This is a genomic window from Sphingobacterium nematocida, assembly GCF_900168125.1.
Lineage (GTDB): Bacteria > Bacteroidota > Bacteroidia > Sphingobacteriales > Sphingobacteriaceae > Sphingobacterium > Sphingobacterium nematocida.
The window spans coordinates 119,587-143,059 of sequence record NZ_FUZF01000009.1 but is presented as its reverse complement, the minus strand read 5'-3'; the positions used below and the strand labels follow the sequence as shown (position 1 = coordinate 143,059).

Below are 23,473 nucleotides of genomic sequence, written 5' to 3'. Positions count from 1 at the left end.
TACAATTTCAAAAGGGTTACACCTTTTGTAAAAAAAAACTTTTTGTACCTCCTACTGTTCTATTAGTAAGATTTAAGCTTCAGCCTATGTCATTGCAAATTAGTTATCATATTCAGACTGTCGATAGCCCCTTTTGGTCTTTTGCCATACATGATGGACATCATATAGATGATGATCTATTGCCCTATTTATTATTGAATAGTAAGCAGCGTTTACGAGAAGAAGACCCTTATACCGCGTTGATAGCAGAGTTGCCGATCAATCAGTTTGTAGTAGGTACCTCGCGGTTTCAGCTGGACCTGAACCGTGATATTGAACAGTCCGTATACCTCCGTCCCGAACTAGCTTGGGGCCTAGATGTTTGGGAAGAAAATCTTCCCTCCACTTTTTTGGAGATCCTCTACAAGAAGCATCGCGATGTGTACCGTATTATCGAGCGACATATCCAGACTACTATACAAAAATATGGCTTTTTTGTTGTTCTCGACGTGCATAGTTACAACGCTAAGCGAACGTCTGCTAGAGAGGAAGTTGATAAAGAAGCCAATCCACAGATAAACCTCGGTACCTATTACAACACGCCGAAATGGCGTCTCTTGACAGATAATTTTGTAGCAGCTATTCAGGGGCAAAAGTTATACGGCGAACCCATAGATATTCGAGAGAATGTCAAATTTAAAGGGGGCTATTTGAGCCAGTTTATTAATGCAAATTTTGGTGAGAAGGGATGTGTATTGGCTATAGAGTTTCGTAAAGACTTTATGAATGAATGGACAGGAGAGCCGGATGTACAGCGGATCGCAGCATGTAAACAATTGCTGATAAATACAGTACAGACCTTAAAAGATTATTTTGTGTATGAGCGATGAGAGACGTTTAAACTTTATATGGAGTGCTATAAAGGCAAAAGAACCTTTTCATGTTCAGATTCCCAATATTGGAAAATTGGTCTTTAGAAAAATTGTACCCTGTGTATTTATTTATAGGCACCCAATTGGATCAAAAGATAAAATGTTATCCAATTTGGCGAAGTCACAGTTGGCCAGTATCATTATCCAACGGGATAGTGCCGATGTCGAAATCTTACTGCGAAAGATAGCGGTTGGTATCCAAGAGCAATTTGGTTCCTGTCTATTGGTAGAGGTGTGGAGCGGATTACCGGACCAATCTACAGATGTAAGTATCTTGGTCGGTCAGAAGGGCATTTTACCATTGGCAGAGTATATGCACAAAAATCTCCAAACAGAAGCCCAGGATATTGTTTCTGAAATTCAAAAATTGAAAGAGTTGCCATGCCCACCGGATTGCGACCGTATTTTTAGTCTAAAAGAATCGCTTGAAAAGAGCATTTATATCATTGGGATGTCAGTTCGTAAGAGCTATCAGTTGAGTAATGGCGATTACCTCCCTATTTTATTACGACATTATCGAGAATCACTGGGCAAGATTTTGTTACGCGTATTTTTTGAATATGTACGTTTGTTTACAGATCAAAATCCAGCCACGTTTCGGTTTAATCTTCGTAAGGAAATTACATCCAATGTATTTGAGATTGATCGGGCGCTTACAGCAGAGAGCCAACGTTTTGACTTTCTGTTATTGGTGACACCTGTTAATGTTCCTGAGGCTTGGGAGTCCTTCAAAAAATCGAGATTTAGCAAAATGCCCGTGTTTCAATATAGGCCCATGCCTATCGATCCCGATTTGGTCAAACGTAATCTGTATAATCTTCGTATTGAAGATATTTATGATCCGACAATTGCTTACTTATTTCGGGACAAGCGTCGGGAACTGGACGAGATGATGAGTATGCTGGCCGATCGGAATACGGAAGATTTCATGCATGGTAGTCTGCAAATATTTGGTAATGTAAGCGATAAGCTATTACAAATCGCACAATCTATATTGACGGTTATCGCTCATAATACTATGCCAACATCCCGAGCAGAGAAAAAACTCAATGCCCGGGAGTTCGCTCAACTGGCCAGAGAGGAAATAGCATATCTGAGTAGTCAAGCCCCGGATTTTCATACTACTGTCCGCGTGCGCTCAGACATATCCGGCGTGATGGTCAATAGAGGCGTTCTGAATATTGGAGCCGATTATCAAATATCGCCAGAGCGTGCTCCAGCATTGATCCAACATGAGGTTGGTACACATATCGCCACTTACTTTAATGGAAAGGCGCAGCCCTTACAGCTGTTTAGTCTGGGGGTGCCAGGCTACGAACAATTACAGGAAGGATTGGCCGTGCTCTCCGAGTACTTGATAGGCGGATTGTCCAATCAGCGGTTACGTATATTGGCAGGTCGTGTTATAGCCGTGCGCAATATGTTGATGGGCCATAGCTTTATGGATACATTTGCTCTTTTGATGGAAGATTACCAATTCAGCGACGAAATGTCGTTTAATATAACGATGCGTGTATATCGTGGCGGTGGTTTGACGAAGGATGCGCTATATCTCCAAGGGTTGATAGAACTCATCTCCTATATTAAAAACGGTCAGGATCTGAAGCTACTTACTGTGGGAAAGATACGAGAAGACTACATTCCCATTATTCAGGATCTGATTCAGCGTGGTTATATGAATATGCCCGTTATCACGCCTCGGTATCTAAGCGGCACTTATGACGAACAATTGGATTTTATTAAAAACGAAGGAAGTATATTTAAATTAATACAATAGTAATTCCCCCCTATGAATATAGCATTTTTGATTAACCAGACACACAAAGAAGAGAATGGTTTTACAACAACGCTTCTTGCCTATAATGCGTTACAACGAGGACATTCTATCATCTATATAGGGCTCGCTGATTTTGTTTATGTAGACGATAAACATATTGAAGCTCATGCTCGGGTTATAGAACAAAATAGTCAGATAGCTTCAAAAGAAGAGATGCTCGCCGAGCTCAGAAGCACAGCCAAGGTTCGTTATCATATGAAAGATATCGATGTGCTCTGGCTTCGCTTTGACCCTGTATTAGATATGTACAACAGACCTTGGGCTGCAGCAATGGGCTTGCAATTTGCGCAACTAATAAAGAAAATGGGACGTCTTGTTATTAATGACCCAGACCAACTGATACAAGCGAGCAATAAATTGTATTTAGAAAATTTCCCAAAGGTTGTGCGTCCGAAGACGCTGGTAACCCGTTTTTACTCGGATGTATTAGATTTTATGGAATCCCAAAATGATAAAATAATATTGAAGCCTGTAAAAGGTTCCGGAGGAAAGAACGTGTTCTTAATCACACCGGATGAACAGCATAACCTCAAGCAAACCGTTGAAGTGATAGCCCGTGATGGTTATGTGATCGCGCAGGAGTATTTGCCAGAAGCGACCAAAGGTGATCTTCGTTTTTTTGTGCTGGATGGCCAACCTATAATTCTGGACGGTGAGTATGCGGCTGTACAGCGTGTGCAGCAAGATGGCGAGATCCGAAGTAATATACATCAAGGAGCTAAAGCGGTAAAAGCTATGATCGATGCAACGGTGCTTCATCTGGTAAATGAGGTTAGCGCCAAAATACGAGAAGATGGTATGTACTTTGTTGGCTTGGATATCGTGGGAGATAAGATAATGGAAATTAATGTTTTTAGCCCAGGAGCGTTGGGATTGGCAGCACATCTGAGCGGAAGAGATTTTGTAGGCCATATCATTCAACATTTAGAGGCCAAAGTCAGCACATTTTATAGGTGATCCTCGCGAATATCTTGCATTTTATGTAGGTTTGTTGAAACCAAAAAACAAGAAGATGAAGTTGTACAGTATAGATACGGGGTATTTTAAATTGGATGGCGGTGCTATGTTTGGCGTAGTTCCAAAATCGATATGGCAACGTACTAATCCAGCCGACGCCAACAATCTATGTACCTGGGCCAATCGTTTGTTGCTTATCGAAGATGGAAAGAGACTTACACTCGTTGACACTGCCTTAGGTGATAAGCAGGACGATAAGTTTTTTAGTCATTATTACCTGCATGGGGATGATACACTGGATAAGTCCTTGGCAAAGTATGGTTTTCACCGAAACGATATTACAGACGTGTTTCTTACTCACCTTCATTTTGATCATTGTGGCGGAGCTATAATGCGTGATGGTAATAAACTTGTTCCTGCGTTCAAGAATGCACATTTCTGGTCTAATGAGCGACAGTGGGATTGGGCCATAAATCCCAATCCGCGCGAAAAGGCTTCTTTTTTAAAGGAGAATATACTTCCTATCCAGGAGAGTGGTCAATTGAATTTCCTTAAGGAAGGAGATGCCTATGATAAAAATATTGATGTACGCTATGCCTTCGGACATACAGAAGCGATGATGCTTCCTCAAATTAATTATAAGGGCAAGACGATACTCTATATGGCAGACTTACTACCTTCAGTAGGTCATATACCCCTGCCGTATGTCATGAGCTATGACGTGCGACCACTGACTACAATGGAAGAGCGTCAGTCTTATTGGCAAGAAATTGTTGACAAAGAGTATATTCTCTTCTTCGAGCATGATGCAGCGAACGAATGTTGTACATTGCAACATACAGAAAAAGGAGTAAGAGTTAAGGATATCTTTAAACTGTCGGAAATTTAGGCTTTATCAGTAATAGTTAGTTATACCAATAGCGCTGTACTCCTCGTTGACAAACAACGTTATTGGTATAATATGTTATAAAATGGCAATCAATTCAATATCAAATATTAAGGTGCAATTGCCCCCGCTCTCTTTGGTTATCGATTCAAATCCATAAGCCAGGCGGGGATGGATGTATAGTTTCCATTTGCTACCCAAAGGCATTAACAACAATGCTTGTTGCCAACCGCGTATTAATTCCTTTATCAGCAGCGCTTCTGGACGCTTTCGCTGATAGGAACTATCAAAAATAAAACCATTCAATAGTTGTCCCTGATAGTGGCATAATACTTTTGATTTGGAAGAAGGAATCTCTCCATTTCCCAGAACAATGATCTCGTATTGTAAATCATTATTTAAGCTGACGACACCTTCCCTATTTTTGTTTTGACTTAAAAAAGCTTCGCCTTCTTCCAGGTTTTTAGCAGCTAGATCTTTTATCCGCTTCAGGTGAGCGTTTGGCTTTCCCATTTTATTCCTGTTCTAAATCTTCAAATGTGTTAAAATCTCGGGCTGCGCCATCCTCATCTCCTATTTTTTGCTTTAACGTGCCTCTGTATTGGTACAAATCTGAATAGTGCGGATTCAAACGAATTGCTTCATCGTAGTCAGCAATAGCCTCTTGCCAATCTTCTACCCTTTCGTATGCATCTGCGCGCAATACATAACAATAAAAATCTGTTGGATTACGTGATATAACTTGATTATAATCGGCAATAGCCGCCCGCCAATCTTCTATCCGTTCATAATAGCTGGCTCTTTCTTCGAATATTTCTATATTATCGGGTGCTAATTGTAATGCCTGCTCAAAGTCCGCTAATGCTGCATCATCTTCTCGTACAGCAACAAATAATTTTGCTCTATATAGGAAAGCCATATGTAGCTTTGGGTCCAGGCCAATAGCTGCGTTTAAATCCATTAGTGCCATGTCATAACGTAGCATACGCATAAAAACTGCAGCTCTGGATATGCGTACCTCGGGATTGTCGGCGATAGCGAGAGCTAAACTGTAATCATCAATGGCTTGTTCGTAATCAAAATGCTGTACCCAAAGCATTGCTCTATTGATAAAGGATTGAGACGAAGAATCGTTTTGTTTCATTTCCTCATTAAGCTCTTCAAGTTCTGGAGCCAAGTGCATCGCACCTGTATTCTCTTGCCACTCTAAAAAATTATGGTAGTTAAAATCCAGTTTCTTCGCTATCTGATAATCATAAAAGGCGCCTTCCTCATCTCCCAAATGCGTGTTTAAAAGACTTCTGCAGGCATAAAAGAAAGGGAGTTGCGGGTGTTTTTCGATTGTTGTCGAGTATAAATCTAAGGCATCGGCGGTATGCCCAGCTTCTACCAGTGCTAATGCCTCCTGTGCAATCGCGAGTAGATCGGTATCCCTTCTATCAGTTTGTATAGACGCTGTAAACGGGAATAGTTGCGAACTCGCTAAGTAGAAATATGGATTGTTGTCTTTCAAAATAAGTGTTAAGAGAATTAAAAATAACGTTTGACAATACGTAATTTATGGGTGTATTTGTTTAGATCTGCATTGAAAATACCTTCATTGTCCATTTTATCGATCCGAACCCGACCGGCAGCATGAATGATTGTTTCATTATCTATCATCACCCCTACATGCGTGATCCGACCGGCTTCGTTGTCAAAAAAAGCTAAGTCTCCGGGTTTTATTTCTGTCAGAAAATCGACAATACTACCTGATTCGGCCTGTTGCCAGGCATCTCTTTTGAGGTGGATACCAAAGTGTTTATATACAACCTGACTAAAGCCTGAGCAATCGATACCCATTGTAGATCGCCCTCCCCACATATAAGGGCTGTTGTTGTAAAAAGAAATTAACTTAGGAAACTCCGAGTGGAAATCACTAAGTACAGCTTGACGTAGATCCCCATTTATCTGGAAATTCTCTTCTCCTATCCGAATTTCATTGCTCAGAATGGAAGTGCCATGGATCAAATGAACGGTATGTTTGTCGGAGACAGCGGTAGCTCCCGATAAGTCTACTATCCGATTCGACTGCGCCTGATTATTAGTAGTTGCCGATTGATTTTTTTGAATCCAGCCTTCATAACATGTCTCGACCAGACGTATACGGTCAAAGTCTATTCCCTCTTCAAGGGTTTCAAAAACCTCCCCAAAAAGGACCTGTGTAACCATCTCACTACGATGTGATCCTTCGGCACGAAGCGGTACTATACTCAGATTACAAGCTGAAAAACTCATTTTCCTTTTATTTTTTAAAACAATAATTACGTGTTCTTGTTCTTAAAGAACGAATATACTTCTAAAAAACTAAAAAATTATGGGATTTTCCAAATTTCAAAGGATACTATTGGCAGTAGATGATAGCCCTTGTTCACATAAAGTATTAGATTATGCCAAAGCTATGTTGGAAGGAGAAAATGCTGCACTAGCTTTAGTGACAGTAGTACCGCCTACTTCACCGGCATCTTATGGTGCAGATCCACTGTTAGGGCAGCAGCCTATTATTGTTGCAGAAGTGGCCGAAATTCAACAACAGGCGGCTCAAGAGTATCTAGAGCGGCTTGCCAGTGAGTTTACATCGACTCAGGAAATTTTCACCTTTACCCGTATTGGTAATATACGGGAAGAAATACTTACTGCCGCGCATGAATGGGCGGCAGATTTATTGATCCTAGGAACAAATGGAAGGACGGGATTTGAACATTTTATATCGGGCAGCGTTTCAGAATCCGTCATCCGCAAGGCCGAATGTCCTGTATTAGTAATTCCTAGTAAATGTGATTAAAGCTTATGGTATTGTTAAGCTTTGATTAGGCGGGCGGCAAACATGCTGTCCGCTTTGTTGTCATAGCCTTTTATGAACTCCATCTTTTCCAATCGCATTGCAAAGTGGCTTAGTATATAGTTTATTATATCTTCATTTTCAGCTCTATATACCGAACATGTGATGTAAACTAAGGGTTTACCTACCTTTAAGAAAGGGATAACCTGTGTGACAATCTGTTTTTGTAAGGTCGTAAAGCTTTCCAGTTTTTTAACATCAAAAGATTGCATCATTTCTGGTGTTCGTCCCCAGGTTCCGGAACCCGAGCAAGGTGCATCAACCACAATACCATCAAATTGTTCATCCTGTATTATTGCTTTCACATTGCTGGCATCTGTTAGATCGATTACCTTTTTTCGGTACGATTGCTTTATCCCCGCTTGTTGAAAACGTTCATCCAAATTACGTAATATGGATAGACGGATATCCGACACTAACAATTTTATTGTAGGCTGATTGTCCAGTAGCATTAATGACTTTCCTCCTGATGCGGCACAGGTATCCCACCAATTTTCACCGGGATCAGACGCCATGAAGTTTAGTGTATACTGCGATGAAAGGTCCTGTACTTCGTAAAGGCCATTCAAACCTTTTATATTCTGAAGCTTTGTGCCATTCGCTAGCGCTAAAGTCTGAGCAGTGATGGTTTCAGCATAGATACCTTCGTTTTGGAGTATATCCTGTACCCGAGATTCCTGACCTCTTCTTATCCGGATAAATAGATTGGGCTGTATAAAATGACTGGCAAGGAAAGTATCTTTATCGACGTCTTTTGATAAGGTGTCGGTAATTGGAAATAAACGATCCAGATCAAAATCTTTTTGGGAGCTAGCTATGTTCAATTTTTCGGAAAGCGGTAAATGAATAGAATCGGCCAGCTGCTTGTTTTGAAGTCCAACAAGATCCGAATGTTGTTCGCATAAGAACTCGGCGATTACAAGTCGCTCTACAAGATCTGATTGCGGGTAGGCGTTGCCTAATCGGAAATAGTTGTAGCAAAAACGAGAGGTCATCCTTCTATCAGATGACCCCATTTGCTTATTTTCTTTGAAAAAACGAGTTAGGTATCTTGCCAACGGCTCCTTATTATCATACCCTGTCAGGGCCCGTTCAAAATTTCTTACCTGTTGAAGAACTCTTCGCTCATTAATTTCCATAAATATCTATTGTAGTTGAAATGAGCCAGAACGGTAGCTTCTAAAAGAAACCGACTCGTTGGCATAGCCCCAAGTTTCGTTGTGTCTGAATTTGTACGAACTGAACAAGCCGTTGTAGGGCTCTATTGTCAACTTCTCTTTCAGTCTATCGACACCGTACTTATTGATCATTCCTCCAAAATAGAGGGCTGAGTCGTATCCTTTATAGGACTGATCAGAAGGGTTAACGCCGTAGAGACTATAGTATTTATCTTTAAAGGCCTTTACCGCGTTTGACCAAGGTTTTAGGTTGCTCTCACTTGTGATCGTTGGATTCAAATCTGAGAAGTTGGAATACATATTAAAATCGTAACGATCCCAAAGTGGATGTCCAAATAAATGGAAAGCATACGCATTTTCCGTGTACTTCTTGGTGAGATTATTTAATAACGTCTTCAGTTGAAGCTTGTCTGTCGTTCCTGTCACAATCAGGTTTGTCCCTGTCAATGAAAGATTATCATTGAGCTGGCTTACCGAAGATACAGAGATTACATTTACGCTGCCTTTAGCTTGTTTGATCGCCGTTGACATCCCGTTTAGAAATTGCTTTCCGTCCGAATCTGTGGTATTATAAATAATGATCACATCACCGGCACTGTGCTCACGAGCCACTCTTGCCGCAATAGCGTTGCTATGTGCCTTTATTGGTGGTGTCAGTGATACTAGATTCGGTAGATTAAACTCTGTTGGCATAGATGCAGCCAATGGATTGATCTGCAAAGTTTCTTTGTCCTCTAGATTGCTCCCGAATGCTTTTATTTCCTGTGGATAGACCGGACCAATGATCAGAGACGATCCTTGTATCTCAGAAGAAAGTGCTAAAGTACTACTGTGATTTGCATTGTCACGCGAGTCTAAAACATTTAGGTTAAAGTTTGCTCCACTTTTTGCTAATTCCTCTAGACCTAACTGAAAGCCTTGGTAGTAATCCAATGCTAGAGCGGATCGCTTTATGTCTTTGTCTGTAAGCGTGCTTTCAGAAATCAGATCCAGTTGGAAAGGTAAGACCAATGATATATTACGGCCTATAAATTTTTTTGCGACATTGTCTTTTTTAGAACCTGCCGTCTCTTTGTCTTTCGATGTCGAGTTTGAAGATTCTCCAGACTCTGTACCGGTGTTACTCCCCACATTTCCCTTGTAATCTGGAGATCGCAGTACACCAACTTTAGGTGTACACGACGATACACCTAAAGCTAATGTAAGAGCTACTAATATGCTTGAATTTCTCAATTTTTTATTCCCACTCGATAGTTGCTGGTGGTTTTGAACTGATGTCGTAAACAACTCTGTTGATTCCTTTAACATGATTGATTATTTCATTCGATATCTTAGCCAGTAACTCATAAGGTAAGTGAATCCAATCTGCTGTCATACCATCCAATGATCCCACTGCACGTAGCGCTACAACATGTTCGTAGGTACGCTCATCGCCCATTACTCCTACAGATTGAACAGGAAGGAATATAGTTCCAGCCTGCCATACCTTATCATACCAACCTGATTCTTTTAAGTTACGTATATAGATGTCATCTGCTTCCTGCAAAATCCGTACCTTTTCTTCATTAATATCTCCTAAAATCCGAATTCCTAAGCCTGGACCTGGGAATGGATGTCTATTTAAGATGTTAGGATCTACATCTAGCGTTTTACCGACACGACGCACCTCGTCTTTAAATAAAGTTTTTAAAGGCTCTATTACTTTGAGTTTCATGTAATCAGGAAGTCCACCTACATTATGGTGCGATTTTATAGTTGCCGAGGGGCCTTTTACAGAGATTGACTCAATAATATCAGGATAAATGGTTCCTTGACCTAACCATTTTGCTTCACTTCCTTCTGGTAGCTCACTTTGTATATCTTTCGACGCTTGATCAAAAACATCGATAAAGGCTCCGCCGATTATCTTTCTCTTTTGCTCTGGCTCAGTTACACCAGCAAGTTTACCGAAGAATAATTCTTTAGCATTAACACCTTTAATATTAAGACCCATGTTTTTATAAGAATCCAACACTTGTTCGAATTCGTCTTTGCGTAGCAAGCCATGGTCTACAAAAAAACAATGTAATCTATCGCCAATAGCCCGCTGTAATAATACTGCTGCTACTGTCGAGTCCACACCTCCTGATAATGCCATGATTACGTGATCCGTACCAAGATCTTTCTTTAGATCTTCAATGGTACTCTCTACGAATGATTCTGAGGTCCAGTCTTGAGCACAACCACAAATATCAATTACAAAATTCTTAATCAATACTTGACCATCAGTACTGTGTGTGACTTCTGGGTGAAACTGAATTCCGTACGTATTGGTTCCTTCAACTTGGTAAGCCGCAACACGTACTTTGTCTGTACTTGCAATAATTTTAAAATTTGCAGGAACTTCCTTGATGGTGTCACCATGAGACATCCATACCTGGGATTGCGCAGGTACACCCTTTAATAATGCGTTATCATTGTCTACAAATTGTAGGTTAGCTCTGCCATATTCTCTGATTTCTGAAGGTAACACCTCACCACCAGACTGTTGGGCCAGGTACTGGGCGCCATAGCAAACCCCTAATAGCGGAAATTTTTCCTGAATACTTTTGTAATCAATTTGAGGTGCATCTTCCTGACGAACAGAGTATGGACTGCCTGAAAAGATAACCCCTTTCACGGTATCATCTAACTCAGGAACTTTATTAAAAGGATGGATTTCACAGTACACACTTAATTCGCGAACACGGCGCGCAATTAACTGCGTATATTGAGAGCCAAAATCAAGGATTATTATTTTTTCAGACATAGCGCAAAGGTACGATTTACCGATGAAAACAGACAAGCAAAAATTCTAGAATTTGCACACAAAACTGATAAAAAGTTTGTGTCAATCAATTTAACATAAAAATAACGCTTTAAACTGTTGGATTATTTACCTTTGGAAGGCCAATGCGACACTCTTAATTTAGGTTTTATGCGATCGTTTCCAACCTGTTTATTCCTCTTTTTGTTCTTTTCAATTGCTACGCTTACGCATGCACAGATTCGTGGTACTATTACACAGACTACGGGACTTCCCTTAGGTGCCGTTACGATTAGTATTCAGGGAACATATAACGCTACTTCAAGCAATAGTAAGGGGCAATATGAACTCAAAACTCCAACGAAATCATCGAAAGTGGTTGTATTTCAAAGGCTCGGATTTAAAACAAAGACTGTGACGCTGGTAAGTAGTGAGCAGCCAATTGACTTAAATGTGGTGCTAGAAGAAGAGTCCTATTCGATTGAAGAGGTGGTAATTCGGACTGTTGGAAACCCCGTTGATAATCTGATACAGAAGACTATTGCCCATAGAAATACAAACGCTAAAGCGAGAGATAAATATGAAGCTGATTTCTATTCTAAAGGTTCTCTATCGGCAATCAACCTTCCGAAGAAAATACTCGGCGCAAAATTGGAAGATGACAAACAACTTTTGGATAGCACAGGTTCTGGGATATTATATCTTTCCGAGACGATATCTCGTATACTCGTAGATAGACCCAATAAGATGAAAGAGACGATTTTAGCTTCAAAGGTCAGCGGAGAAAATCAAGGTTTTAGTTTCAACAGGGCTCAGGGGACGGATTTTGATCTGTACACCAACTATCTAGATTTAGGAGGTACGAAGATTATTTCTCCAATATCGGATCAAGCGTTTTCTTACTATCGGTACAGATTATTAGGTTCACTTGATCAGGAGGGACAGCTTATTTATAAAATAGCTGTTCAGGCCAAACGTAAATCGGAACCGGTCGTTGAAGGTGTGCTTTACATTGTGGAAGGTACATGGGAAGTATACGGTTTGGATTTCACGTTATTGGGCTCTAGCATAAATCAACCAGTGCTAGATACCTTGGTTCTGACGCAACAATATACCTACAATATAGACGATAAAATATGGTCCAAGCAACTTCAGACGCTGGACTTCAAAGCCGGAATTATGGGGCTGCGTTTCAAGGGGCATTTTACCCATAGTTTTACAAATTACAAATATGTAGACACATTTGACAAGACAACCTTCGGACGTATTAATTCTGAGTTTAAAGAAAATGCAAATTTGCAAGACGAAACCTACTGGACTAAGAACAGAAAAGTTCCGTTAGCAACAGATGAGATCACCGATTACTACCGCAGAGATAGTATTGCTGCTATTACAAATTCATCCCATTATATTGATTCTATCGACCAGGTGCGGAGTGCATTTAGAATACAGGATATTCTTTTCGGATACCGCTATCAAAACACGCCTAAAAAGTTGGCTATAGGGTATCAATCTCCCCTATCTTTATTTAGAACGGCGTTCAATACAGTGCAAGGGTTCAATTTCAAAACATCATTTTCTGCGACAGTGGGTGATGCGGATCTGGGGTCTAGATACAGCGCTGCTGTTCATTTCAATTATGGATTAGCAGATAAGCGATTGTATACTCAAGGTGACTTTAAGGTTCGATTTAATACCATAACCTATGCAACATTAGCCCTATCGGCTGGATCGACACTGAATCAGTTTAATACAGACAATCCAATATCTCCATTTTTCAATTCAGTATACAGTTTGGTTCTGGGAGATAACTATATGAAATTGTATCAATCTCAATTTGGCCAAGCCACCTATCAACAGTACTTGGTCCCTAATCTGCAAGTAAAAGCATCCTTGGGTTACTTTAGACGAAGTAATGTGTTTAATAATACAAGTTATACTTTTTCTTCTTCCAATGGACCGTATACCTCAAATAATCCATTAGCAGAGTCTGATTTTGATCTCCCATCCTTTCAAGATCATAGTCTATGGAAAGCCGCTTTAAATATGACAATTCACCTAAAGACATCGGTAGACAAGAAACCTAATAGACTCGATTTTACACATGACAAATCTTACCCGACTATTGATATTGGATTTAGTAACGCATTCGCTTCATCGGTGAAGTCGTATAGTTTTCAGGAGCTTATGGTTCGTGTTAGACAGCAAGTTTCGGTGGGAAATAAAGGATTGTTAGCCTATGCCGTATCTACAGGGACGTATTTCAATGCTAAAGATATTGCTTTTACCGATTATAGGCATTTTAATGGTAACCAAACACATCTTGGAACTTCAAATCAATATATTAATAGCTTTTTGACGCTCCCTTATTATAGTCATAGTACGAATAAAGCTTATCTTGAACTACATTCGGAACACAATTTTAAGGGTTATTTGTTAAATAAGGTTCCACTTATTAATCGATTGCAGTTGCAAACTGTAGTCGGTTATCATCTTCTGAGTACGGCAAACAGAAAGCCCTACCAAGAATTCTCAGTAGGGCTTGACAATATCGGATGGGGTAAATACCGTCTATTTCGCGTCGACTATGTGCGTGAGCTCAATGGCATAGGCGCTCCCCATGCGATCGTGGTCGGTGCGAAGTTTCTGAATATTATACGGTAGATTAACCGTATATCTCATTAAGTTCGTTTGCAAGTCGTATTCCTGCTTTAAGTAGGCATTCCTCCATGATGTATTTGTAATCATAGATGTATTTATAGCTCAAGTTTGCGTTGTATTCTGCATCCTTATATATTCTATTTGCCAGTTCGTGCGATTCGTACAGTGCTTGCTCGAATGTACTCTGATACTTGTCGTAGTATTTTTTGTTAAATACATCTAGTACTTGAGCATACTCGATGAAACTGTATTTTTCGTTGTCTACCAGCTCCGAATCCCATACACGATGAATATTCGTCTTGCGTCCAAAAAAAGAAACCTCGATCTTATTTCCTCCTTGATCTACCGCTCTACTCACATGCATAGGCTGATGTGCATCCGCAAATAAATGGATGATGTAGTAAAGATTGTGTTGTTTTTGCAAGAGCGACGTATCCTTATTTTCCTTACTCTCTTTTTTGATACGCAGGTATGCTTTGTAAAGATTGTCTTCGGGCGATGCCTTTAATGCAGTCTCAAAGGCCTCAAAACTTAAATTTGCATCTGTATTGACAAAATGCCAGGATCCTGTTTTATTTAGTGCGGGATCGGGGTCAGACTTTATAAAATCAGCCCAGTTGGACCAATATGATATCTTCTGCTTCCCTATTATCTTCTCAATATTCTTCTTTGTCTTTTTAGTCAGATGTGATTCAGCTATCTCCGCAATTACACGATGTCCTGTCATTCCCCAACCATAGACCTGCTGCTGTTGTCCCAAAGAAAATAAGACCAGTAGTAAAGCGATAAGACTTAGTTTATTTGTTTTCATCCTTATATAATTATTTAAAAATATCAAAAGCATACTTAGCGGTGGACCAAAATTCATCCAAAGCTATTAAACGTGGTTTAAGAAAGGAAATTAAATGAGGCCAATCCTCTTTCTTGAAAATAGATATCTGCGCTATCGATGTACTGATTCTAGCGGTTTTTTTGCCATAATCGTCATAGTATTCAGAAGACCAATCCCAATTTTCTGCCAGTGCATCATGCAGAAGTGCTTGTAATTCTTGGAATTGCTCAAACATCAACGCGCGAATCCCATCATCGGGATGCGTGATCTCAATCATAATGGTTGCTGATTTGTTGGTTGCATCCATACGGAAAAACAGATGTTTTACACCGGTCTTGTAGTTGACCCAATTTATTTTTTCCATGTCAGCAGACGGTACAGGTGACATGAACTGTCCAAAGCTAGTCCAGAATTCTTCTTTTAACTTTTTTACTTCTTCTCTCGAATACAAACCTTATTTTTTTTGCAAAATTAGAAAAATGATTAAACTTTTACTAAACAGGACTGTTATTAATACGATATGGATAAAAAGAAATCACTTTTATTGTTAGCAGGAGCAGCTGCAGGAGCAGTTGTCTACAATATATGGAAGCCTGTAAAAAACAAACTTCCTGTAGTTCATGATTTCGACTTGGAACGCTATTTAGGAGTATGGTATGAGATCGCTCGTATGGATTTTTATTGGGAGAAGAATTTAAAAAATGTAACAGCTGAATATAGCTTAAATAAGGATGGTAGTATAAAGGTGGTTAACAAAGGGATTAACATAAGAACGCATAAGACCAAACAGTCCGTAGGGAAAGCCAAATTTGCTGCAGACAAAAACCAAGGAGCTTTAAAGGTTTCGTTCTTTGGACCCTTCTATTCGGGCTACCATATTATGCATGTTGACGACAACTACGACTACGCTTTAGTATTCGGAGACAATCTAGATTATATGTGGATACTATCACGCACCAAGACATTGGGTACAGAAATAAGAGATAAGTACTTGAGGTATGCTGAACAATCAGGATATGCCCTGAAAGATCTGGTTTGGACCTTTCAAGAATAAATTGTTTGAAGGGTTATATTAAAAAAGGCGTTGGACTACTAGGAAATCGATAGAAGAGTCCTCAACTATTGCTTTTGCTATTATTTGAAGATGCTCTTCGGTGATGCGATTGCCAATTCCTTTATTGTATAAAGTCGTTAGGTGGTAAGAGGCTTCAGGTTTGTCCACAGCATCGATCGATTTATTATTGATATAATAGTTTAGTAGTGTTGTCGCAAATGTTCCGAAATCTTCTATTGAGAATCGTTTGAATTCGGTGTAGAAACTATACATGTACGATTCAAATGCTTCTTCGAGTTTTTTCTTTAGCAGTATATCCATTCTTGAGTTTAATAGAAGAAGATAATTTCTTACCATCTTCGTTCAAAAATAGGGAAAGTTTTTTAAAAGGTGTCCTTCAAAAGGACACCTTTTAAAAAATAGAAAAACCTCTTTAAGTTATTCTTATTTCCTTATACTGATAGCTACGCGTCTATCTTTTGCTCTTTCTTTGTCTGATGCGTCCCAAGCTACCGCTGCAAATTCCGAACCATAACCCTCTGCTCCTACTACTTGGCTACTGAGTCCTTGGCTGTCCAAATAACTTTTGACAGCATCAGCACGTTGTTGAGATAGTTGTTTGTTAAGAGCCTCATCTCCCCTTTTGTCTGTGTACCCGCCTATCTTGATTTTTACATCGGGAAATAGTTTTAATATTCTGCCTATATTTTCCAATTGCCCCTTACTTTCGGGGCTTACATTGGCGGTGCCTGTTTCAAAATTAAGATTATCAAAATCAAACCATTTTGCTTTTAACTGATCGTCTGTCCAACTCTTATAATCAGACTGCAAGAATTGAACAAGCTGATTTTCAATTCCTGAAGCATATGCTTTTATTGAATTTCCGTCAGGCAGAGCGACATCGACAAGGGTTGTTCCACCCGAAAGGCTATCTCCATTCGTAAGATTACTGTCTAAACCAGTGCCTGTTATATTGCTATCCGAATCGGTCTTACTACCACAACTTTTGCCGAATAAAAACCATAGCGCAAGGGCAATGACGGGAATTAGTACCCACCAAAAACCTGCGCCTTTTTTCGCGTTGTCTACCGTCTCTTTGGAGTGAACCATGGTAGGAGCTTCTGTTATGGGGCGACTAGGATCAGGACTACGGAGTTCTTTGGCTGCATCCGCGGTAGCGAACATAGTCCCGAAAGCACCTAACCCTAGTCCTGGTGGAATAGCCGAGGCTATTGCAGAGCGACAACTGTTTAGTTGTTGAGAAATCTCTTTCACATCCCAGTGACCACCTTTACTCGTGATACCGGATATCACAGCGGGTATTGATGCGCCGAACAATCCACTAACAGATTGTGTACTCATGCCTAAGTATTTGCTGACAGACTGTAGGATACCCTCTAGTTTGTCGCCAAAGATTGCACCTGTGAGGTTATCATTCTCGAAGTGGGCGCGTTCGCCCTGATCATCTTTGGAGAAGTATTTTCCTAAAGTGTCGTGAAGATCGAATCCGCTGAATAAGTGCTTTGCAGATTGTAAAATACTTGATAGTCCTTCTTGGTTCCGGCCCTGTAATCCCAATAATAGAGAAGGGATAGCGATATCGACACCTTTGTGGATTTGCTCTTTATCTTCTCCTAGATGATTAGCTAACTTATTTATTACATCATCGGTGAAGTAGGCCTTGATATTTTGCAAAAGGTTATTTTCCATGGCTTTACAATTTTGTTGGTTATATTTATAAAGTTTAACAAAACTGTAACGTTTTTGTTTGATTACAACTTTTTGTTTTGTTTAACAATTACTTTATATTCCAGTGTTATATTTGACCTAATTTATTTCAATTTAATCATGCAATTAAAAAAGATTCACCTACTCCTTCTCTCCTTTATTATTAGTGTTCAGGCTTTTGGACAACAGCCAAAATATATCTTCTACCTAATCGGTGATGGTATGGGGTTAAACCAAGTAAATTTAGCAGAGATTCATCAAGCAGAGCTGAATGGTAAAAATGGCGTAGTTCCTTTATCTTTCACACAGTTTCCCTACGTAGGTTTTGCTTCTACATATTCACTCTCCCATGCTGTTACAGATTCTGGTGCAGGTGGTACTGCATTAGCAGTAGGTAAAAAAACCAAAAATGGTGTCATTGGTATGGATAGCACAGGCACTATTCCATACAAGAGTATCGCTTATGCTGCGAAGCAAAAAGGATTAAAGGTTGGTATCACCACCAGTGTCAGTATCGACCATGCTACTCCAGCTTCTTTTTATGCAAATCAAGCGGACAGAGACATGTATTATGAAATTGGTAAGGATATTATAAAATCTAACTTTGATTTCTTTGGAGGATCCGGTTTTCTTAAACCCAATACTTCATTTGACAAAAAAAATATGCCTGAATTATTACCTCAATTGGAGCAGGCAGGTTATAAAATTGTAAAGGGTAAAGCAGCTTTTGACAAGGAAAAAAATAAAACTCAGAAAATTGTCTTGATGAATGTAGATGGTACAGACCCCAGCTCGCTAAAATTTGCTATTGATCAAAATCAAGCTGATTTCAAATTGGCTGATATTGCACAGGCAGCTATTACTTCATTGAGTAAAGACAATAAAGCCGGTTTCTTTTTGATGGTAGAAGGAGGCAAAATCGATTGGTCTGCTCATGCCAATGATGCTGCTACGACAATTAAAGAAGTTTTGGATTTTAACGAAACCGTAAAACTAGCGTATGATTTTTACAAAAAATACCCTAACGAAACGTTGATCGTTGTTACTGCCGATCATGAAACTGGAGGTTTGGGTATTGGCAATGGGAGTTCAACACTTAATACTAAAGTACTGGGACATCAAAAAGTGTCTCAAGGAACATTATCCGCTAAGATTGGTGACCTACGGAAGGCAAATCCTAATGCGAGCTGGGACGAGGTAAAGAAGTTATTGAGTGAAAACCTTGGACTGTGGTCGGCCGTAAAAGTATCAGAAAAAGCAGAACAGTCTATTTATGAAGCTTACAAAAAAAGCTTTGTGGATCATCACAATGAAACCGAAAAGAGTTTGTATGCCAGTGATGATAAAATAGCGACATTGAGTATCGAATTATTGAACAAACTAGGAAGTATAGCTTGGTCTTCAAAAAATCATTCGGCAGCTTATGTGCCCGTATACGCAATCGGTCAAGGAGCAGAATCTTTTCATCAAAAACTAGACAATACGGATATCCCTAAAAAGATAGCTGAGGTCGCAGGTTTTGACTTTTAATACAAATTTAGTTTTTATGTGAGCGAAGGGATGTTTTACATCCCTTCGCTTTTTTATTTCTTTAGAAAGGTAACTCTTCCTCGTTAATTTCCGCAGCGACGGTATCCGTATTAGTTTCAGATCTAGAGCTGTCAAGCACTAAAATTTGACTGACTTTTATTTCAGCGACATTTCGTTTTATACCGTGTGTATCTGTGTACTCATGATATTGCAGTGCCCCGGATAGCATGAAAAGGTTGCCCTTGTGCCCAAAGCGTTCCACTATTTTAGTAAGGTCTCCCCAAACAACACAACTGTGCCATTGGGTTACTTCGCGCCATTGTCCGTTATTTAACTTCATGCGTTCATTCGTAGCTACTCTAAAATTAGACACTCTTGCCCCTTGGCTTGTTGTTTTGATTTCCGCATCAGCACCTAGTCGTCCAATGAGTTGGACCTGATTCATTAAAGCATTCATTCTTCTAAAATTTAAATTATCAAAAAATATAAGTATTTTCGCCTGCGGCAATAATAGCTTGATTGCCAGAGGTAGAACCAAAATTATAAACTAGCTTAACTGATAGTCGGTTGTTAAACGCTTATATCCGAATATATCCGTTTATATTCGGATATATTCGGGTAAAGGGAAATAGAATTATGGAAAATAAAAGGTGCCTAGAATGTTTAAACCCTATTAAAGGACGTTCTGACAAACGTTTTTGCAACGATTCTTGTCGTGGTAGTTACAATAATCGTCTTAAAACGGATAACAGTAATATTGTTCGAAAGATCAATAAACAGTTATACAAAAACAGAAAAATCCTCTCCGATCTTCTCCGGGAGGATAAGATGATCAAAGTAAATGAGGATCGCCTGATAACAAAGGGCTTTGATTTGGAGTACCGAACACATGAATTATCGACATCCAAAGGACAGACTTATTTCTTTGTTTATGAGTATGGCTATCTACCTTTAGAAAACCAACAGTATTTAATTGTAAAAAATAAAAACCTGATTTGAAGAAGTATTAGTTAGTTAAGTCTAGTAGAGGTATATTTCTTAAATAAATCGTAATCAAATGGGATGCGTAAAGTAAGGTCACGGGCTTCCCACTGCTCTCCGTCTGATGGTTGGTAAAAATCGTAGGCAGTCTTTAAGAAATTATCACCATCTGGTGCCTCTACCCAGTCCTTTTTTTCTCTATTATACAGTAAAATCATGCAGCTTACACAGCTGAAATTATCGTCCTTTTGGGGATTCTCATAGCATTTCCCAACTTTAATATTGATTTTTTGTTGGATGATGACATCTGTCAATTTCCGATCTGTAAAGCGAATTAATGCAATCTGTGCGTCTTCGTTATCAGGTGCTTTTTTTGCAACGATAAGCGATTCAAAATCAGCTTTGTTTAATTTCTCCAGCTCTTCCTTTTTGAATTCTTCGGGTACTTTATTAATATCTACGGGGTATATATCGTATTTATCTGGTGCAGCTGAGACCTCGGTTACTCCGGAACCATCCGTTGGATTTTCGGCTAAGATTCGTTGATTTGTTCGGTAGTTTTCCCAATCTTCTTTACTATAAGTTAGTTGTTGTTGGATCTTATATAAGAGTGTTTCATTTTTACTAACGTAGATATAATTTGCTGCGATTAGAAAAATAAACAGGAGAGCAACTACCGTCCCTAGAATTAACATTGTTTTTTTTGTCTTAGACATATTGGAGTTTTGCATGAATAGTTTTTATTGAATCTTTTAAAGGAATAATACACTGCAAGCATTGCTTGTCTTAACGATTACTACGATGGCAATCATCATATTCCTTGTGTTTTAAAGTTTAATGGCCTCAGCTTCTTTGAATCGATTTGTAATAAGGGGCTTCTTGATTATATATGTTTTATAGCTGCCAGTTTTACAGATTAGATATCCAGTATTTCAAAGTAAGTACGTTCATCGCAGTTGTCTAGGCTGTATATCTTGTTACCTTTCCATTTGCTGGTGGTTGTCTTTGGTTTGGAAGGGGTGTCATCAAACATATTGTACCCCGTAGTTTGTTCCATTTTACCTGTTGAAAAGTTAATACTCGTACTGCTCTGCTCGCCAGAAGAACAATGAAACTCCGAATGATCAAAACCTATCAGAACCATTTTTTGGTTTTGATAACGAAATTTATAATCGACATTATTAACATACCAAGATCCACAGCTAAGCCAATATTGAAGTCCAATAGTCAATATGCCTTTTTGAATGGTTATTCCACCTTCAGTCATTAAGGGGTCAGCGAGACAGGTAGACTCTTCATCATTTTCTGAAGGAATAAAGGTGTCCCCACTCTGAGCTACTAATGTATATCCGTCGCTTTTTTCTTTGAAAAATACCATCAGAGTTCTTGGATTTATGTTGAGTGTATCTTGTCCAAGTTTATCATTTGTCTTAACATTCTCAGGCTTCGTGTCTTCTATGACAATCACATGGTCATCTATACCGTCATTATTAAGGTCGCCACTCTCATGTAATATGGTTTTCCAGCCTTTAGGAATGAAGTCTTCTATCAACGGTCTGGCATTAGGGTTTGGTACGACTGAATCTATACCTTCTTTGTCAAAAGTAGTCGTTACAATTTCATTATTATTTTGTTCTTGGGTCGAAGATGACGTTTTTCGATCGGTAGTTCCAGAGCAGGAAGCACATAAGACGATAGTGATGATGATTAAAAAGTACCCTTTCATTGTTTTAATATTAAGTTTACCCCTCCCATTCGTATGCACTGATATATTATCCTTTAAAAACAAAAAACTCAACAGTAGTTGAGCTTTCATTTTTCTCAGTCGGGATGGCCGGATTTGAACCGACGACCTCCAGCACCCCATGCTGGCGCGATACCGGGCTACGCTACATCCCGAAAAGGAACCCAAATGTAAAGCATTCTGTTATTATTTACAAGCAGAATTCAATCTTTGAGCGATGCCATTTAAAATTCGTAATATGGTCGCTTGATTGGAATAAAATTTGGTGAACTGAATACCCTTCCGTACATTAGTAAACTTTATGATTAGAAAGATTCTAAATAGACAGTTTTTCGGTAAACATTATGTAAAAATCCCTCCTCATCTCTTCATACAGTGGAATAAAAGTCTATTTTTACGCCTCTTAATGAGCAAAGAACTATAAACCCATTAAGTGACATAACAAAAATAATTTGCTGATTGCTGAGAAGCGTTTACTGTGATTACTAATATATGAGTGCAAGTGTACCGAATAGGCTTTATGCAGCTATAACTGGTGTAGGTGGATATATACCGCAGAACACAAGATCGAACTATGATCTAGAAAAGCTCTGCGACACCTCCGACGAGTGGATAATGAAGCGTACGGGAATCAAGGAAAGAAGGATTTTGGAAGAGGAGCTGGCAACATCAGATATGGCTGTACGTGCTATTCAGGACCTCGCCGAAAGATATAATAAAGATCTTAAGGATATAGATGCTTTGCTCGTAGCGACATCTACCCCCGATATGCCGATGCCTGCGACGGCCAATATTATCGCGGATAAATTAGGCCTAGACAATGTGTGGGCGTTTGATATGAATGCAGCCTGCTCAGGCTTTTTGTATGCCTTAGATTTGGGTGCTTCATTGATAGAGACACGACGCTATAAGAATGTATTGGTTGTAGGTGCCGATAATATCAGTACTTATGTCAATATTCGCGACCGCTCTACAAATATATTATTCGGCGACGGTGCAGGCGTTGTCTGGTTAGAACCTTCTATAGAAGGTGGGATAATGGATGCCTACCTGCGTAGTAATGGTTCAGGACGTTCTTTCCTTAATATTGAGGGTGGAGGCTCCTTATACCCTATGGATGCCGAGGATGCTATCGCTGATATGCGTTTTTTAAAGCAAGACGGTAAAACTGTTTTTAAGCATGCAGTACAATCTATGAGTGATGCTTGCTTTAAGGTCTTAGAACGCAATAATTTGACCGTTGACGATGTCGACTGGTTGATACCGCACCAAGCCAATCAACGTATTATCGATGCAGTAGGACGTACCTTGGATATCCCTGAAGGTCGTGCACTGAGCAATATCGAATATTTAGGCAACACGATTGCTGCCACTATTCCGTTGTGTATCTGGCAGAACTTGAAACAGATTAAAACAGGAGATTTGGTGATGCTCACTGCTTTTGGGGCGGGCTTTTCCTGGGGCGCAAGTCTTTTTAAGTGGATGATATAAAGTAACAAAAAAGAAAG

23 protein-coding genes and 1 tRNA gene are annotated in these 23,473 nt (G+C 39.5%); 10 read left to right on the top strand and 14 right to left on the bottom strand.

All coding sequences use genetic code 11. From position 1 onward, the window contains the following. Positions 1-86: 86 nt before the first annotated feature. The 4 genes from B5X76_RS11330 to B5X76_RS11315 are packed head-to-tail and all read left to right on the top strand — an operon-like array spanning position 87 to position 4,594. Complete coding sequence (locus B5X76_RS11330; RefSeq protein ID WP_079643228.1) at positions 87-869, top strand: N-formylglutamate amidohydrolase; 783 nt, start codon at positions 87-89, stop codon at positions 867-869. Then, a complete protein-coding gene (locus tag B5X76_RS11325; protein WP_079643227.1) occupies positions 859-2,688 on the top strand; it encodes a flavohemoglobin expression-modulating QEGLA motif protein in 1,830 nt (609 codons plus the stop codon). Before B5X76_RS11330 ends, B5X76_RS11325 begins: the two co-directional genes overlap by 11 nt. Positions 2,689-2,700: 12 nt before the next feature. After that, positions 2,701-3,705, top strand: coding sequence for an ATP-grasp domain-containing protein (locus B5X76_RS11320; RefSeq protein ID WP_079643226.1), 1,005 nt, complete (start codon positions 2,701-2,703; stop codon positions 3,703-3,705). Between the two features lie 55 nt (positions 3,706-3,760). Further along, the gene (locus B5X76_RS11315; protein WP_079643225.1) at positions 3,761-4,594 is read left to right on the top strand and encodes an MBL fold metallo-hydrolase; all 834 of its coding nucleotides are present in this window, start codon (positions 3,761-3,763) and stop codon (positions 4,592-4,594) included. A 75-nt stretch (positions 4,595-4,669) separates the two neighbouring features. Here the strand turns inward: B5X76_RS11315 and B5X76_RS11310 are convergent, their stop codons facing one another. Genes B5X76_RS11310 through B5X76_RS11300 form a run of 3 tightly spaced genes read right to left on the bottom strand, consistent with a single transcriptional unit; the run spans position 4,670 to position 6,868 of the window. Further along, positions 4,670-5,104 carry an FKBP-type peptidyl-prolyl cis-trans isomerase gene (locus B5X76_RS11310; protein ID WP_079643224.1) on the bottom strand — a complete coding sequence of 145 codons (435 nt, stop codon included), beginning with the start codon at positions 5,102-5,104 and terminating at the stop codon, positions 4,670-4,672. 1 nt (position 5,105) lies between these two features. Next, positions 5,106-6,104: a tetratricopeptide repeat protein gene (locus B5X76_RS11305; RefSeq protein ID WP_079643223.1), complete on the bottom strand. Its 999-nt coding sequence runs from the start codon at positions 6,102-6,104 to the stop codon at positions 5,106-5,108. Positions 6,105-6,121: 17 nt separating this feature from the next. Beyond that, a complete protein-coding gene (locus B5X76_RS11300) occupies positions 6,122-6,868 on the bottom strand; it encodes a C40 family peptidase (protein WP_079643222.1) in 747 nt (248 codons plus the stop codon). Positions 6,869-6,947: 79 nt separating this feature from the next. Between B5X76_RS11300 and B5X76_RS11295 the strand changes: the two genes are divergently transcribed. Further along, a complete protein-coding gene (locus tag B5X76_RS11295; RefSeq protein WP_079643221.1) occupies positions 6,948-7,415 on the top strand; it encodes a universal stress protein in 468 nt (155 codons plus the stop codon). Positions 7,416-7,429: 14 nt separating this feature from the next. Here B5X76_RS11295 and B5X76_RS11290 read toward each other — a convergent pair whose 3' ends face one another. The 3 genes from B5X76_RS11290 to guaA are packed head-to-tail and all read right to left on the bottom strand — an operon-like array spanning position 7,430 to position 11,438. After that, positions 7,430-8,611: an RsmB/NOP family class I SAM-dependent RNA methyltransferase gene (locus B5X76_RS11290; protein WP_079643220.1), complete on the bottom strand. Its 1,182-nt coding sequence runs from the start codon at positions 8,609-8,611 to the stop codon at positions 7,430-7,432. Positions 8,612-8,617: 6 nt separating this feature from the next. Beyond that, positions 8,618-9,883: an ABC transporter substrate-binding protein gene (locus B5X76_RS11285; protein WP_079643256.1), complete on the bottom strand. Its 1,266-nt coding sequence runs from the start codon at positions 9,881-9,883 to the stop codon at positions 8,618-8,620. A gap of 4 nt (positions 9,884-9,887) precedes the next feature. Continuing rightward, positions 9,888-11,438, bottom strand: a complete 1,551-nt coding sequence (gene guaA / locus B5X76_RS11280; protein WP_079643219.1) for a glutamine-hydrolyzing GMP synthase — start codon at positions 11,436-11,438, stop codon at positions 9,888-9,890. Between the two features lie 168 nt (positions 11,439-11,606). Between guaA and B5X76_RS11275 the strand changes: the two genes are divergently transcribed. Beyond that, on the top strand, positions 11,607-14,099 hold the full coding sequence (locus B5X76_RS11275) for a DUF5686 and carboxypeptidase regulatory-like domain-containing protein (RefSeq protein WP_079643218.1): 2,493 nt from the start codon (positions 11,607-11,609) through the stop codon (positions 14,097-14,099). A 1-nt stretch (position 14,100) separates the two neighbouring features. Here the strand turns inward: B5X76_RS11275 and B5X76_RS11270 are convergent, their stop codons facing one another. Beyond that, the gene (locus tag B5X76_RS11270; protein WP_079643255.1) at positions 14,101-14,907 is read right to left on the bottom strand and encodes a S1/P1 nuclease; all 807 of its coding nucleotides are present in this window, start codon (positions 14,905-14,907) and stop codon (positions 14,101-14,103) included. A gap of 10 nt (positions 14,908-14,917) precedes the next feature. Next, the gene (locus tag B5X76_RS11265) at positions 14,918-15,379 is read right to left on the bottom strand and encodes a DUF4268 domain-containing protein (protein WP_079643217.1); all 462 of its coding nucleotides are present in this window, start codon (positions 15,377-15,379) and stop codon (positions 14,918-14,920) included. Positions 15,380-15,448: 69 nt separating this feature from the next. Between B5X76_RS11265 and B5X76_RS11260 the strand changes: the two genes are divergently transcribed. Further along, on the top strand, positions 15,449-15,982 hold the full coding sequence (locus B5X76_RS11260) for a lipocalin family protein (protein ID WP_079643216.1): 534 nt from the start codon (positions 15,449-15,451) through the stop codon (positions 15,980-15,982). An 18-nt stretch (positions 15,983-16,000) separates the two neighbouring features. On the opposite strand, the gene B5X76_RS11255 is transcribed toward B5X76_RS11260, so the two are convergent. Continuing rightward, positions 16,001-16,303 carry a hypothetical protein gene (locus B5X76_RS11255; RefSeq protein ID WP_079643215.1) on the bottom strand — a complete coding sequence of 101 codons (303 nt, stop codon included), beginning with the start codon at positions 16,301-16,303 and terminating at the stop codon, positions 16,001-16,003. A gap of 123 nt (positions 16,304-16,426) precedes the next feature. Next, on the bottom strand, positions 16,427-17,692 hold the full coding sequence (locus B5X76_RS11250; protein ID WP_079643214.1) for an OmpA family protein: 1,266 nt from the start codon (positions 17,690-17,692) through the stop codon (positions 16,427-16,429). A gap of 138 nt (positions 17,693-17,830) precedes the next feature. On the opposite strand from B5X76_RS11250, the gene B5X76_RS11245 reads away from it, so the two are divergent. Then, positions 17,831-19,240, top strand: a complete 1,410-nt coding sequence (locus B5X76_RS11245) for an alkaline phosphatase (RefSeq protein ID WP_079643213.1) — start codon at positions 17,831-17,833, stop codon at positions 19,238-19,240. Between the two features lie 61 nt (positions 19,241-19,301). On the opposite strand, the gene B5X76_RS11240 is transcribed toward B5X76_RS11245, so the two are convergent. Then, positions 19,302-19,697: a single-stranded DNA-binding protein gene (locus tag B5X76_RS11240; protein WP_139375280.1), complete on the bottom strand. Its 396-nt coding sequence runs from the start codon at positions 19,695-19,697 to the stop codon at positions 19,302-19,304. A gap of 179 nt (positions 19,698-19,876) precedes the next feature. Between B5X76_RS11240 and B5X76_RS11235 the strand changes: the two genes are divergently transcribed. Beyond that, the gene (locus tag B5X76_RS11235) at positions 19,877-20,239 is read left to right on the top strand and encodes a hypothetical protein (protein WP_079643211.1); all 363 of its coding nucleotides are present in this window, start codon (positions 19,877-19,879) and stop codon (positions 20,237-20,239) included. A gap of 11 nt (positions 20,240-20,250) precedes the next feature. Here B5X76_RS11235 and B5X76_RS11230 read toward each other — a convergent pair whose 3' ends face one another. From B5X76_RS11230 to B5X76_RS11220, 3 genes are all read right to left on the bottom strand, one after another. Continuing rightward, positions 20,251-20,937: a hypothetical protein gene (locus tag B5X76_RS11230; protein WP_079643254.1), complete on the bottom strand. Its 687-nt coding sequence runs from the start codon at positions 20,935-20,937 to the stop codon at positions 20,251-20,253. Positions 20,938-21,137: 200 nt separating this feature from the next. Further along, positions 21,138-21,947, bottom strand: coding sequence for a hypothetical protein (locus B5X76_RS11225; RefSeq protein WP_079643210.1), 810 nt, complete (start codon positions 21,945-21,947; stop codon positions 21,138-21,140). A 99-nt stretch (positions 21,948-22,046) separates the two neighbouring features. Continuing rightward, positions 22,047-22,120, bottom strand: a tRNA-Pro gene (locus B5X76_RS11220). Positions 22,121-22,457: 337 nt separating this feature from the next. On the opposite strand from B5X76_RS11220, the gene B5X76_RS11215 reads away from it, so the two are divergent. Continuing rightward, positions 22,458-23,456 (top strand): beta-ketoacyl-ACP synthase III, encoded by a 999-nt coding sequence (locus B5X76_RS11215; RefSeq protein ID WP_079643209.1) that lies wholly within the window; start codon positions 22,458-22,460, stop codon positions 23,454-23,456. The last annotated feature ends 17 nt before the right edge of the window (positions 23,457-23,473 follow it).

What these genes read in the sequence shown, in the direction of transcription:
- B5X76_RS11325 (WP_079643227.1), top strand. Translation starts at nt 859, where the DNA reads ATGAGCGATGAGAGACGTTTAAACTTTATATGGAGTGCTATAAAGGCA.
- B5X76_RS11260 (WP_079643216.1), top strand. Translation starts at nt 15,449, where the DNA reads ATGGATAAAAAGAAATCACTTTTATTGTTAGCAGGAGCAGCTGCAGGA.
- guaA (WP_079643219.1), bottom strand. Translation starts at nt 11,438, where the DNA reads ATGTCTGAAAAAATAATAATCCTTGATTTTGGCTCTCAATATACGCAG.
- B5X76_RS11330 (WP_079643228.1), top strand. Translation starts at nt 87, where the DNA reads ATGTCATTGCAAATTAGTTATCATATTCAGACTGTCGATAGCCCCTTT.
- B5X76_RS11320 (WP_079643226.1), top strand. Translation starts at nt 2,701, where the DNA reads ATGAATATAGCATTTTTGATTAACCAGACACACAAAGAAGAGAATGGT.
- B5X76_RS11225 (WP_079643210.1), bottom strand. Translation starts at nt 21,947, where the DNA reads ATGAAAGGGTACTTTTTAATCATCATCACTATCGTCTTATGTGCTTCC.
- B5X76_RS11270 (WP_079643255.1), bottom strand. Translation starts at nt 14,907, where the DNA reads ATGAAAACAAATAAACTAAGTCTTATCGCTTTACTACTGGTCTTATTT.
- B5X76_RS11215 (WP_079643209.1), top strand. Translation starts at nt 22,458, where the DNA reads ATGAGTGCAAGTGTACCGAATAGGCTTTATGCAGCTATAACTGGTGTA.
- B5X76_RS11245 (WP_079643213.1), top strand. Translation starts at nt 17,831, where the DNA reads ATGCAATTAAAAAAGATTCACCTACTCCTTCTCTCCTTTATTATTAGT.
- B5X76_RS11300 (WP_079643222.1), bottom strand. Translation starts at nt 6,868, where the DNA reads ATGAGTTTTTCAGCTTGTAATCTGAGTATAGTACCGCTTCGTGCCGAA.
- B5X76_RS11230 (WP_079643254.1), bottom strand. Translation starts at nt 20,937, where the DNA reads ATGTCTAAGACAAAAAAAACAATGTTAATTCTAGGGACGGTAGTTGCT.
- B5X76_RS11290 (WP_079643220.1), bottom strand. Translation starts at nt 8,611, where the DNA reads ATGGAAATTAATGAGCGAAGAGTTCTTCAACAGGTAAGAAATTTTGAA.
- B5X76_RS11250 (WP_079643214.1), bottom strand. Translation starts at nt 17,692, where the DNA reads ATGGAAAATAACCTTTTGCAAAATATCAAGGCCTACTTCACCGATGAT.
- B5X76_RS11255 (WP_079643215.1), bottom strand. Translation starts at nt 16,303, where the DNA reads ATGGATATACTGCTAAAGAAAAAACTCGAAGAAGCATTTGAATCGTAC.
- B5X76_RS11295 (WP_079643221.1), top strand. Translation starts at nt 6,948, where the DNA reads ATGGGATTTTCCAAATTTCAAAGGATACTATTGGCAGTAGATGATAGC.
- B5X76_RS11240 (WP_139375280.1), bottom strand. Translation starts at nt 19,697, where the DNA reads ATGAATGCTTTAATGAATCAGGTCCAACTCATTGGACGACTAGGTGCT.
- B5X76_RS11235 (WP_079643211.1), top strand. Translation starts at nt 19,877, where the DNA reads ATGGAAAATAAAAGGTGCCTAGAATGTTTAAACCCTATTAAAGGACGT.
- B5X76_RS11310 (WP_079643224.1), bottom strand. Translation starts at nt 5,104, where the DNA reads ATGGGAAAGCCAAACGCTCACCTGAAGCGGATAAAAGATCTAGCTGCT.
- B5X76_RS11315 (WP_079643225.1), top strand. Translation starts at nt 3,761, where the DNA reads ATGAAGTTGTACAGTATAGATACGGGGTATTTTAAATTGGATGGCGGT.
- B5X76_RS11275 (WP_079643218.1), top strand. Translation starts at nt 11,607, where the DNA reads ATGCGATCGTTTCCAACCTGTTTATTCCTCTTTTTGTTCTTTTCAATT.